This window comes from Desulfonatronospira thiodismutans ASO3-1 (assembly GCF_000174435.1).
Lineage (GTDB): Bacteria > Desulfobacterota > Desulfovibrionia > Desulfovibrionales > Desulfonatronovibrionaceae > Desulfonatronospira > Desulfonatronospira thiodismutans.
Genome location: NZ_ACJN02000002.1, coordinates 643642 through 655411, shown reverse-complemented (window position 1 = coordinate 655411; position 11770 = coordinate 643642). Strand labels below are relative to the sequence as shown.

Sequence of the window (11770 nt, the reverse complement as noted above, 5' to 3'; positions counted from 1 at the left end):
AATGAATTATTGCATATGCTGAATCCGTAGTTACTGAAACAGGAGGAAACATGCGTATATATGAAAGTGAAGCAGAAGTTTTGATCTGGCCTTATCACGGTATGAAGAGCCCTGGACATGCCGCTCTGAAAATCCGCACCAACAAAGATGGTGAGGTTTACCAGGCATATGTAAGCTGGTGGCCTGCTGGAGGTGAAGGCAAAAATACTCCCTTTTCCTATAGACCGGCAGAAGCCCAGCCTGGGTATTATAAAGACAAGTTTTTGGAAATGAGTGCTAGTACCAGGAATAGGCTGAATGATGGAGAAATCAATAGAGATCCGAGACGGTTCCAGAAAGTATCACAAAACCCTAATACCGCTTTAGAGTTTGTAACTTCAGCCAATAAGAAATTCAATCTGCCAGGGCTGTTTTCCAGGGTTGGCAGAACCCGGAAAAGTGGGGCTGGGATAGACGGCTTCGACAACGTGGCTGGAAGATCAAGCCTTGCAGACTGTTAGCGCCGGCTTGAAGATGCCATAAAACGCCGGTTTAAAAATGTTGTTTTGGAGCAACCGCCAGCTCCAGACATAAAGGTTGATGCCGGCGGTTGCCTATGCGGAGCTATTGTTCCTGAACCTGGTCTTTCATCCGATAGCTTTTGCCTTCAATGAGGATAGTTTCGGCATGGTGCAGAAGTCTGTCCAACATGGCTGAGGTCAGGGTGCTGTCGTTGTTGAACACCTCGGGCCATTTCTTGAAGGCTCTGTTGGTGGTCAGGATGGTTGATTTTTGTTCGTAGCGCTGGCTTATGACCTGGAAGAGCAGGTCTGCACCTTGCTTGTCTATGGGCAGGTAGCCAAGCTCATCCAGAATGAGCAGTTCAGGACTTACATATTTCTTGAGCTCTGTTTTGAGCTTGTGTGCAGCCTGTGCGGCCGAGAGGGTGTTTATGACATCTATGGTGGTGGCAAACAGCACAGAATGCTTTTCCAGGCATGCACTGTAACCCAGGGCTGTGGCTATGTGTGATTTGCCCAGGCCTACTCCTCCGAGGATTATTATGTTGGCCTTGTCCTTCATAAATCCAAGGCGAAAGAGGTTTTGGATGGCCGGGCGGTTGATCTTGGTCGGCCATGTCCAGTCGAAGTTCTCCATGGTTTTTATGCCTGGGAAACGGGCCATCCTGATACGGCGTTGGATGGAGCGATCATGCCTGGCATCTGCTTCTGCCTGGACCAGCCTGGCCAGATAGCCCAGATGATCCCAGTTCTGCCTGGCAGCCTTGTCAGCCGCCGGCCTGTACTGCTCTTTTATACAGGTTAGCTTGAGCAGCTGGAGATTTTCTTCCAGCCTGTGCACCTCACTTTGGTGTTTGTTGGTCATGGGTTTTTCTCCTTGGGTTTGTCGTAAATGCTTAGATCAGGGTCTTTGACTTCAATATCCAGCAGATCCTCTCGCCTGGTCAGATGCAGGGCTCCTGGTGCGGGCATGGTCCTGGCTCTTTGCTCCAGGATGTTGGCTACATACTCACAGGAGAAGGCACTGTAGGTGAATGCGTCGTCCATGGCCCTGGACACGGCTTCAGAGCCATAGATTTCGCTTAAGGCTACAATCTTCTGGACATGGTGTTTGATGTTCAAGTGCTTTTTCTCCAACTCAAAAAAGTAATCCTTTGCTCTTGGGGACAAAGCCAGGAACCGGGAAAACAATTGCTGATCCCTGGCTGCCCGGCGCTGGGCAATAAGCTCCTGGACATGATCGGGGTCTTCAATGTCCCTTTTTTTATCAAAGCTGCGGACATGCCTGGCCACAAGATTGTTGCCGTCATAGATGCATAAGCGATCAGGATAAGTCTTCAAGGTCAGGCGTTTGCCTGCGTACCTGGCTGGCACGGAATAGCGGTTGGACTCCAGGGTGATCCGGAACTGCGACGAGGCCCGGACCTGGGTTAAGACTCCGATATCATAGGTGTTAACAGGCAGGGGCAAAAGGTGCTCTCTTTCTTCTTCAAGCATGTCCACCGGCTTCTTGCCGGTCTGGGCATGGATACGCACATTGGCTGTTGCCCTGCACCAGTGGCGGGCGTAATGGTTGATGGCCCGGTAATCCGGCAGTTCAAGGCCGGCCAGCAAGTTCTTTTTGACATAACCTATGGCATTCTCCACCCGGCCTTTTTCATGGGGCTTTCTGACTCCGCAGGCACTGATCTCAAAACCCCAGTGCTTTGCAAAGTCAAGATATTTGGGATTTAGAACCGGTTTTTGGCCATAGGGGTGCTTGAGCACTGCACATTTCAGGTTGTCCACCATGATTTTTCTGGGGACCGCCCCGAATGCGTCAAAGGCGTTTTGATGACAGGCCAGGAAGTGCTCCATGCTTTGGGAGACAGTGAACTCAAGATACATCATCCTGCTGTAGCAAAGGACCATGACAAAGAAGCTGAGATTGCGCCTGCTGTCTCCCACCTGGATGGAGCCGTGATTTCCCCAGTCAACCTGGGCGCACTCTCCTGGGGCAAAGGCCAGACTTAAAAAGGCCCTGGACCTTTTGGGCCTGACTTTGCTTATGTATTCCTTGAGAATGGAGGAGCCTCCTGTATAGCCCTGCTCCTTGATGCTGCGCAAAACCTGGACGGCTGTGTAGGGGTGCTCCTCCAGCATCCTGACGATGGTATCCTTGAAGGGATCAAGCTTGCTTGGTCTTGTTACTGACTTTCTTTGATGAAACTGCTTTGCTTCGAGCCATTTGCCCACTGTACGCGGATCCAGCTGCAGTTCTTTTGCTATCTGGGCCGGGGTAAGTCCTTTTTGTTCATGGTAGTGCTTTATTCTGGCATAAAGCTCATAATCAATCATGTGTTACCCCCGGCAAGTTTTTTGAGAACGTCTGAGAAGTGCACAGGCCCGGCCTGTGCTGTCCTGGCCTGATTTACGGGTGGGACCTGGATGGATAGAACCTGATAAAGCGGTTTCTTCCAGGCAATGAGGTCAGCCTGGATCAGATTGAAGCGCGCCTGCTGCAAAGTGACTTCATCCATGCCCAGGCGCTGCATGACAATGGGGTCGGAGTAGTAGCTAAGCCCCTGCTGATCGCCCACGGTCACCAGGAACAGGTACAAGGCTGCTGCAGCATGGCTTAACCTCTCAATATGACCGTCACGAACCAGCCTGTGGTCCACCCAGCTGAACTGTCTGGGAACCTTGCGCAGTCTCTGGGGATGAATCGGATACTTTTGGTACATGAAATCCTCCTTTGGGGTTGTTGATGACGTCACAGCCCAGGGTGTACATCTGCCGGGCGGCCCTGACGATGTCATCTTGTAACGCACTCCCGCATAAGGAGGAGATTAGTCCTATAATAACAGATGGTTGCGTGATCCAGTGATCTTGTAACGTTTCCTCAACACGTTGATTTTCAACGCTTTTTTGGAGGCAGTGATCTTGTAACGTTTTCCTGGGAGCAGTGGTCTTGCGCCTGGCATATCCGGGATTTTGCTTTCTCCAGTTCCGGACCCTGTCCACATGGGCCGGCCCCCGGAAATAATCCCTGTTTTCAGGCTTATCCAGCCAGGCCTTTTGACTGGCTTTCTTACTGGCTGCCCGACAAGGCACTTTGGAGCAGTATTTTTGCTTGCCCCTGTTTCGATAGTCGGGACAAAAGGCTTCGCCACAGTGCAGGCAGACAACTTGTTGGCTTTGTTTACGGCCCAAGAACTTAGCCTCCTTTGCCTCAGACAGGCAAAGAAGGCAGTAACGGCAAGACAGAAGAAGAGGAAGAAAAAGAAGGACAGAAAAGAAGACAAAATAAAAAATATTTTTTCTTTTCTCTTTTAGAAGAAGATACAAGAATAAGATATAAACAATTTCAAACCGGCATAATTAAGACATATTCAGGTTGGCGCTCACATGCAGACGGCGAGTACACCTATTGGGGTTTGAATCTTCCAGGGATGGTCAAGTGGTGGATGGATTTTTCCGACACACCCAAGGGGTACAGCTTTGTGAGCACCAAGTACAACTGTGCTGCTGTTGTGGCCCAGTGTCTGTTAGAGGGCTGCGCAGATGCCTATATCGATATAAAACAGCCCAAAATGTACTATACACCAAATGATATATCTGCTCTGGCAGACAAACTGGTAAATCGATTGGATGATCTGAACATTGAAAGCAGAAGACTTATCAATAATTCCAGGCAATCATTGGACCGCCCTGGTATCTGGACCAGTGAGGAGTTTTATAAAGCCAGCTATGCAGGCAGGTTCGCCAGACGTAAGGGACAGGTTGCATCAATAGATGACCTCCTTAAAGAGTATCATAAGGCTGGTCCATGGGATAAAAACAATTTTCCTCAAAAATTTACAGCCTTGGCCAGGATGATGCAGAATGTCCTTGATCATCGCCAAAAAAAAGCTGGAAGTGATCGCGGGAGCGCTGTTGAGACTCTTGGCCTGCAGATTATTGCAGAGCTGTCCTCAGAGGAACTTCTGATAGCGCAGAACAATAACGCAGGTGGTTCACTCGCGGCTCTTTTGTCACTGTGCGAGGAAGGGAACAACAGAACACTGGATCAATCCTTTAAAAAAGCAAAAAAGTTCTGAATAATTTACCGGGGACTTTGGCTGGACAGGTAATCAGTAGCCATTCAGATGGTTGCCGAAACCGGTCCGGGGACTGTCCCCCTGGCCGGTACCTTCCCCCACTAAGCGGTTACACGAACCATTCAGGGGGTGCCTCAAACGGCCCGGGGACAGTCCCCGCGATACAATTTCTGCACAATGAATATGACAAACGCTTAGTTGTTTAAGACTGCACAGATAGTATTTAGCGGGGACAGTCCCCAGGGCTGGTGCCAGAAACCACAACTGAGCACCCCCTGAATGCTTATGGCTACACAATGTCTCAGGCATATCGGAAGTGCCAGTTCCATGCCACATGCAAGTGGCTAAACTGTTACCAAAGGAGAATGTTATGGCTACCTATAAATACCCATCCCTTAAGTTTACGTCCAAAGAACCTAAAACGTCAGTAGTACCACTATTTTATTATGTAGATGTTCTTGAAGGTGGCAAAAGTGTTGAACGTTACGAATGGATAGCACCAAATGCCCGTAATAGTTTCGATGTATATAACCTTGGCTTCTTCGATAATAACAGCCAACAGCAGCTTGATATCGGTCATTATCAGAATCAGGCATACAAGGTAACCTCCTTGGAGATGCTAAAAAAATTTAAAGAGGTTGCTCCAGAAAGTCACGATCTTATATCTGAACCTATGTTGCCAGGAAAAGATGATCTTGAAGAACAATTTATAAGCAAAGTAACTCAACTGCAATTTGAAAAGGAAAAGATAAAGGGTCAGTGGACACATATAGTTACGGCATTTACAGAAATACTGCGTAATCATTTCCGTAAGGCAGCTGAGGAGGCTTCACTTAATCATAGTCTGAGTAATTTTTTCAAAGGATTGACTATAGGCCGTAGTAATACTACTTATGGCTTCTTCATGAAAGGCATTAAGACTGCCTACGATGGACTTGGATTTTACAAGAAGACTTATAGTGGACTTCGTTTTAAAAACTTTGGAATGAATGAGCTTATTTCTTATATCCGTTCCCATAGAAGTGCTTATCCAAAAAACCGTAGTTTATCCTTTGATTTGGTCCCGGGGCTTACAAAAATCAGCCACAGCAAAACTACCAGAAGAACTCCCACAGGGCCATTCACCATTACTAGTATCACAGATAAAGGTTACAAGGGGCTGCCCAGGGAGTATATGGAACATATTGAAAGAAGCATGAAGCATTGGACAACCCACAACCAGAAGTTACCCTTTTTAAAAAAACAGAACGTCCTTAAGCCTGGCCAGGTTTTTCAGGACAGATTTATGAAAGGCCAGACCCAGCGCCCCAGAATTGTTCATGAGTATGGTTTTCGGGGCGACGGACGATCACCTCTGGTAATATACTTAAGCGGTGGGCTTCATCCCAATGCAGTTCGACATTATGACAAAGAGGATGCGCGTCAAAAATTTGAAAAGTATCGCTCTGAACTGAACCAACGCGCAAGAGATAAATATAGTGGGCATCTAACACCTCATTTCGACCCCTATCTGCATCAACATAACTACGATGCAATCAGCGTATTCCTGTCGGTGAGTCGTAGTCCTGAAGTAGCGCTGAGTTTCGTAAACATGGGCGGCGGTAATGGAAATATATATGTAGTACGTGCTACCGGGGCTATAGATCAGGAAGGTACCTTCAAGCGGGTTCAGTACCCGGGCGAGGCGGAAATATCTGTTGCAGGGGGGGTAGACTGGGAGGATATTGTAGCTGTACGTCCGGTATATAATGGTGTACCTGCCAACTACTACTATATGAATACCCGTAACAAGTGGCACCAAAAAGACAAACAGGTTCAGAGCGATGTCCTGGCAGCACTGATGAATATAAGCTATGATCCTGACCTGGACATGCTAATATGAGGTACCGGAAAAGTCGTCATTCAGGATGTCCTCGGTAGGTAGTTCCTGGGTAAGTATTCAGGGGGTACTCAGTTGCAGTCTTTCTGGCACCAGGCCTGGGGACTGTCCCCAGTCGCGCCAGAGGCGTGATTCCGGCAACCCCTGAATGGGGTTATACATACTGAATCCGTAGTTACTGAAACAGGAGGAAACATGCGTATATATGAAAGTGAAGCAGAAGTTTTGATCTGGCCTTATCACGGTATGAAGAGCCCTGGACATGCCGCTCTGAAAATCCGCACCAACAAAGATGGTGAGGTTTACCAGACATATGTAAGCTGGTGGCCTGCTGGAGGTGAAGGCAAAAATACTCCCTTTTCCTATAGACCGGCAGAAGCCCAGCCTGGGTATTATAAAGACAAGTTTTTGGAAATGAGTGCTAGTACCAGGAATAGGCTGAATGATGGAGAAATCAATAGAGATCCGAGACGGTTCCAGAAAGTATCACAAAACCCTAATACCGCTTTAGAGTTTGTAACTTCAGCCAATAAGAAATTCAATCTGCCAGGGCTGTTTTCCAGGGTTGGCAGAACCCGGAAAAGTGGGGCTGGGATAGACGGCTTCGACAACGTGGCTGGAAGATCAAGCCTTGCAGACGGCGAGTACACCTATTGGGGTTTGAATCTTCCAGGGATGGTCAAGTGGTGGATGGATTTTTCCGACACACCCAAGGGATACAGCTTTGTGAGCACCAAGTACAACTGTGCTGCTGTTGTGGCCCAGTGTCTGTTAGAGGGCTGCGCAGATGCCTATATCGATATAAAACAGCCCAAAATGTACTATACACCAAATGATATATCTGCTCTGGCAGACAAACTGGTAAATCGATTGGATGATCTGAACATTGAAAGCAGAAGACTTATCAATAATTCCAGGCAATCATTGGACCGCCCTGGTATCTGGACTAGTGAGGAGTTTTATAAAGCCAGCTATGCAGGCAGGTTCGCCAGACGTAAGGGACAGGTTGCATCAATAGATGACCTCCTTAAAGAGTATCACAAGGCTGGCCCATGGGATGAAAATAATTTTCCGCAAAAATTTAAAGCCTTGGGCAGGATGATGCGAAATGTCCTTGATCATCGCCAAAAAAAAGCTGGAAGTGATCGCGGGGGCGCTGTTGAGACTCTTGGCCTGCAGATTCTTGCAGAGCTGTCCTCAGAGGAACTTCTGATAGCGCAGAACAATAACGCAGGTGGTTCACTCGCGGCTCTTTTGTCACTGTGCGAGGAAGGGAACAACAGAACACTGGATCAATCTTTTAAAAAAGCAAAAAAGTTTTAAATAATTTACGTAAGCATTCAGGGGGTGCTCAGTTTTAGTCTCTGGCACCAGGCCTGGGGGACTGTCCCCTGGCCGGTTTCGGCACCCCTTGAATGGTTACGCTGCAGCTAACTTCCCTTCACCCACATCTCGGCTTTTATCTTCCAGGGGTGTTCTTTTGCAGCATCTTCCTGCCGGGCGAAGAAGAAAACTTTGGTTCCCACGTCCTGCAAGATTGCTGATCGATACTCCTGGTGATATATGACCATCACCGTTTCCGGGTCCAGCGGGTCAAGCATGAATACCGGCCTGTTCACCTCCAGCTCAATAAAGCCGCTGCGGTGGAAGATATTCTGCTGCCGCAGGTGGGCTTCTTCCCTGAAAACGACGTCAGGTTCCGGTTGATCCAGGTAATGCCTGGTTATGACACCGGCATAGTGTTCAAACATGTCATCTGCACTCATGTCCTGCCACACGGACAGAAACTCCTCGAAGACCGGCTTGACTTCCCCGGCCTTGTCCAGGTGTAGGTCATTTATGTTGTATTCGCTTTGTACAGCCAGTACAGGCACGGCATTGCCCGGCACCAGATGATCAACATGCTTAAAGAAAGGCGACTTTTTCCTGAAAGGGCTCTCCCCCATAATACCAGAATAGTTATACAGGTACTCTCCCTGATCCGGGTCCTTTCCCATGAGAAAGATTCCCTGCCCGTAAGGCCAGTCTATCTCCATGGAATATGACAAAGTATGTCCTTCCTGGTCCTTCTTCCATACCTGCAAATGGCCGACATCAGTAAGCACTCTTACATAACTGCTGCCCGGGGAAGCTGAAAAGACCTCTTGAGGGGGATTTTGCAGGGTATCGGATTCATCTTTTGCGGCCTTATCCGTTTCCAGAGACTTCCAGAAAGCAGAAGTATCTCTGTGCAGAGCCGCCAGATTTATTTCAGGGTCATCGGCCCCGGCCGGGGCTGGTTCTCTTGTCTTTTCCACCTGCGTTTCCTGCTCCGCCCATAGAGAGGACAGGGTTTGCACAATCTCCGGTCTGTGCAGCCACCCGGCAAAAAGCACCACTAACAGCAGCGCTGTAACCAGGGCAGCGGACGGCTTCCTGGACCTCAGGAAAAATTTAATACCGTACTCATCCTGACGTCCACTGATGCTGGTCATAGCCTTTTTCACATCGCCCACGTAAATGGTTTTGCGTCCCACGACGTAGGCGGACATAAGACTTCTTTCGCAGAGGATGTTGACAACCCTGGGTATTCCCCGGCTGAATCTGTAAATAGCCCGCAGAGCTCTGGCATCAAACTGCACCTGAACAGCACGTTGATCCATGGCGGCTATGCGCAGGCGGTGATGGATGTAGGCCTGGACTTCCTGGCGACCTAAGCGCCTGATGCGGTAACGAATGGTTATGCGCTGATGCAGATTTCTGACCTCAGGCTGGTCGAGCCTCTGCTCCAGCTCCCTTTGACCCACCAGCATAATCTGCAGCAGCTTTTCCTTGTCCCTCTCTAAGTTGGAAAGAAGCCGCAACTCTTCTAAGGTGTCTAAAGGCAGGTTCTGGGCCTCGTCAATGATGACCAGAACCCGTTTGTCCTGACTGGCCTGCTCCAGCAGAAAGGCCTTGAGCCGGCGCAGCATGGTCTCTCTTGTAAGTTCCTCCAGCATGGCCGGATCATGGCCCAGGTCCTCAAGAAGCGCTCTCAACAAATCCTGAGGAGAAAGCCTTGGATTGAATACCAGGGCCACACACATATCCTCGCCCAGTTCCCTGAGGATGGTACGGATGAGCATAGTCTTGCCCGTACCAGGATCTCCAGTGACCTGGACAAAACCTTCGCCGGCTCTGATACTGTACACAAGGAGCTGCAACGCTTCCCTGTGGGTTTCACTGGAAAAGTAGTAAGCCGGATCAGGGCTTTGATGGAATGGAGCTTCCTTGAAGCCGAAAAATTTCTGGTAATTCATAACTGCCGCTGGGTTGCTATGTTCTGGCCTTTTGCAGTTTTTTTAGGGATGTTTTGTAGCTTTCAGGAAGGCTTAAAGGTGGTTCCTGGATAGAGACGTGTGAGACTGCCCTTTCAATATTGCCTGTGCAGGTTCCCAAAACTACGTGTTTGTAATTATTTGATTTGTACAGAAGTGTGTTGCGATGGCTTGTCCACCAGACAGCAAAAGTCTGCCCCGAATGGTTGGTTTATTACTGTCTTTTGGTTTCACACAGGCTACATATTCAGCAATGCTGGGTTGATGTGCCTGAGTGCTTCGTCTGTAACACCCTGATGCCTCAAGTCTCTTACATATTCGACAACCTGGGTATAAAGTGCAAAATAAGCCTGAGTGGTTGAAGCCTTTCGACTCCTGCTGGAGGAGTGGTGGGCATCGGTTATGATATCTGCTGCGTCTTTGACTGTTCTTAAGGTCCGATAACTGGTCTTGGTATGTAAATCAAGAACATCAGCCAGACTGGCAACGTGAGACGGGACTTTGATCTTGCGACCCTTGACCATCACGGTTTTTCCACCACCAAAACCCACGTTCCATTTGTGGGAACCTATAAAGTTAATCAGGCCCTCAATCAACTCATTGCTTCTGGCGTGCACTAAGGATTCATAGCTCTCAATGTTTTCATGGGTGACGACTCCGTTTTCGTTGGTCCTGACCCGCAGGTGCTGGTGTTTGCGAAGGTTTATCAGGTACTGTGCACCCAGGGTTGACGCAATATCAAGCTTGGTGCTGTCTACTGGATCAACAGCGTTTCCTTTTTGATAACGATCCGATGTTGTCCTGCCATCTCTTTTTTTTAACATAACGTTCCAGGATGCACGTATTTTTTTCTTGACCTCTGAACCGTAAACGTGGGCAAAACATAGAAAATCAGGGTCCTGCATCAGGTTTTGAATCAAAATTCTGCGGTTCTCCCTGATTTTTTCCTTTACCAGGTTCAATATGGCCTGGACACGCTGAATGGAGGCCTCGGTTGACTTTTCAGCTATGAAAAAGTATGCGGCATCATTAGTAAATGCTAACCTGGCCAGGGCATAGTGTTTTTTCACCTCCATGATGTCATACTTGCCCTTTCCAAAAAGATCTATCAGGCCCAAAAGCCTGTTGTCGTAAAATGGAGATGCTGACGGTTGGTTGGTCAGGTTTAAAATGTAGTCCTTGTCCACACGCCCATCAACGAAATCCAGAACGACACGGTCCATAAACTGGTATGTCAGTTCATACTTTCTTTTTCCATAAAAGACCGGTCCCAGCGATGATCTCTGGCTCTTTTTTCTTAAGTCTTTAGAAGGTCGGGGATTGACGGGAGGGAAGTACTTGATTTCCGCCCGATCCAGATTTTGTTTCTTGAAGTTGAAAGACGAACTTCGTCTTTTTTCTTCAACGATGCGCAAGGTGTTCAAGGACTGGCCATGGTCAATCTTGACAAAGCCTCCGTATCTTCCGTTCTTCTTGGCAAGACCGTAGTTCGCGTCAGAAAGATCGTTTTCTTCGAAAAAGATGGACGAAAAAGCCAGCATTAAAAAGCTTTCAATGTTTTCGCAGAATGCAGTCTGGTAATTATCGTACACATTGGGTTCTTTTTCAATGAGGTCTCTCACGGAAGTGAAGTTTACCCCTTCAGAGGCAACGATGTTTATATCCGCCAGGCGGATCTTGGGCTGTTCAGGTCCTAAGAGGTAGCGGTAAATCTCGCCGATCATGCACTCGATCTGTGCTTCCTGGTCACTGTCCAAATTTTTTATGAACCATTTGTGACCCTGCTTGTCCACTTCGAGTACCGGATGAGCGCTTTCACCTCTTTTCTTGACTAAACGTGAGTCGGAGAAATTCTTGAATCCAAGGGGTCGCCCGTCAAAAGGGTTGCCTATTCGCATAATAATTCCCTTTATGATTTATTCTGTTTGAGCACTGCAGGAGTGTAGAACGTCTTTAGTTAAAAGTCTTAAAGTCACGCATAATCACCTTTTTGCGGCTAAGGGTGCATTTTCATAG

Annotated in this window: 10 protein-coding genes; 5 read left to right on the top strand and 5 right to left on the bottom strand. The window is 48.2% G+C overall.

Annotated elements, in window-relative coordinates:
• The first annotated feature begins 50 nt into the window (after nt 1-50).
• Nucleotides 51-500, top strand: a complete 450-nt coding sequence (locus DTHIO_RS09190) for a hypothetical protein (protein WP_008870030.1) — start codon at nt 51-53, stop codon at nt 498-500.
• Between the two features lie 103 nt (nt 501-603).
• On the opposite strand, the gene istB is transcribed toward DTHIO_RS09190, so the two are convergent.
• The 3 genes from istB to DTHIO_RS09175 are packed head-to-tail and all read right to left on the bottom strand — an operon-like array spanning nt 604 to nt 3223.
• Nucleotides 604-1365, bottom strand: a complete 762-nt coding sequence (istB, locus tag DTHIO_RS09185) for an IS21-like element helper ATPase IstB (protein ID WP_008869835.1) — start codon at nt 1363-1365, stop codon at nt 604-606.
• The gene (istA, locus tag DTHIO_RS09180) at nt 1362-2837 is read right to left on the bottom strand and encodes an IS21 family transposase (protein WP_008870029.1); all 1476 of its coding nucleotides are present in this window, start codon (nt 2835-2837) and stop codon (nt 1362-1364) included. The genes istB and istA overlap by 4 nt, the downstream gene beginning before the upstream one ends.
• Nucleotides 2834-3223 carry a helix-turn-helix domain-containing protein gene (locus DTHIO_RS09175; RefSeq protein WP_008868686.1) on the bottom strand — a complete coding sequence of 130 codons (390 nt, stop codon included), beginning with the start codon at nt 3221-3223 and terminating at the stop codon, nt 2834-2836. The genes istA and DTHIO_RS09175 overlap by 4 nt, the downstream gene beginning before the upstream one ends.
• A 250-nt stretch (nt 3224-3473) precedes the next feature.
• On the opposite strand from DTHIO_RS09175, the gene DTHIO_RS22375 reads away from it, so the two are divergent.
• The 4 genes from DTHIO_RS22375 to DTHIO_RS22025 all read left to right on the top strand — a co-directional run bounded on the left by DTHIO_RS22375 (nt 3474) and on the right by DTHIO_RS22025 (nt 7781).
• On the top strand, nt 3474-3815 hold the full coding sequence (locus tag DTHIO_RS22375) for a hypothetical protein (RefSeq protein ID WP_153305065.1): 342 nt from the start codon (nt 3474-3476) through the stop codon (nt 3813-3815).
• Complete coding sequence (locus DTHIO_RS09165) at nt 3707-4579, top strand: hypothetical protein (RefSeq protein ID WP_008870028.1); 873 nt, start codon at nt 3707-3709, stop codon at nt 4577-4579. The genes DTHIO_RS22375 and DTHIO_RS09165 overlap by 109 nt, the downstream gene beginning before the upstream one ends.
• 370 nt (nt 4580-4949) lie before the next feature.
• Nucleotides 4950-6461 carry a hypothetical protein gene (locus tag DTHIO_RS09160; protein ID WP_008870027.1) on the top strand — a complete coding sequence of 504 codons (1512 nt, stop codon included), beginning with the start codon at nt 4950-4952 and terminating at the stop codon, nt 6459-6461.
• A 192-nt stretch (nt 6462-6653) separates the two neighbouring features.
• The gene (locus DTHIO_RS22025) at nt 6654-7781 is read left to right on the top strand and encodes a hypothetical protein (RefSeq protein ID WP_008870026.1); all 1128 of its coding nucleotides are present in this window, start codon (nt 6654-6656) and stop codon (nt 7779-7781) included.
• Nucleotides 7782-7888: 107 nt separating this feature from the next.
• Here DTHIO_RS22025 and DTHIO_RS19770 read toward each other — a convergent pair whose 3' ends face one another.
• Together DTHIO_RS19770 and DTHIO_RS09145 are read right to left on the bottom strand one after the other, a co-directional pair.
• Nucleotides 7889-9736, bottom strand: coding sequence for an ExeA family protein (locus DTHIO_RS19770; RefSeq protein ID WP_008870025.1), 1848 nt, complete (start codon nt 9734-9736; stop codon nt 7889-7891).
• A 257-nt stretch (nt 9737-9993) separates the two neighbouring features.
• Nucleotides 9994-11652, bottom strand: a complete 1659-nt coding sequence (locus tag DTHIO_RS09145) for a hypothetical protein (RefSeq protein WP_008870024.1) — start codon at nt 11650-11652, stop codon at nt 9994-9996.
• Nucleotides 11653-11770 lie beyond the last annotated feature (118 nt).

Excerpts from the sequence above, each read along its gene's own strand:
- DTHIO_RS19770 (WP_008870025.1), bottom strand. The coding sequence starts at position 9,736 with ATGAATTACCAGAAATTTTTCGGCTTCAAGGAAGCTCCATTCCATCAA.
- DTHIO_RS09160 (WP_008870027.1), top strand. The coding sequence starts at position 4,950 with ATGGCTACCTATAAATACCCATCCCTTAAGTTTACGTCCAAAGAACCT.
- istA (WP_008870029.1), bottom strand. The coding sequence starts at position 2,837 with ATGATTGATTATGAGCTTTATGCCAGAATAAAGCACTACCATGAACAA.
- DTHIO_RS09145 (WP_008870024.1), bottom strand. The coding sequence starts at position 11,652 with ATGCGAATAGGCAACCCTTTTGACGGGCGACCCCTTGGATTCAAGAAT.
- istB (WP_008869835.1), bottom strand. The coding sequence starts at position 1,365 with ATGACCAACAAACACCAAAGTGAGGTGCACAGGCTGGAAGAAAATCTC.
- DTHIO_RS09190 (WP_008870030.1), top strand. The coding sequence starts at position 51 with ATGCGTATATATGAAAGTGAAGCAGAAGTTTTGATCTGGCCTTATCAC.
- DTHIO_RS09175 (WP_008868686.1), bottom strand. The coding sequence starts at position 3,223 with ATGTACCAAAAGTATCCGATTCATCCCCAGAGACTGCGCAAGGTTCCC.
- DTHIO_RS22025 (WP_008870026.1), top strand. The coding sequence starts at position 6,654 with ATGCGTATATATGAAAGTGAAGCAGAAGTTTTGATCTGGCCTTATCAC.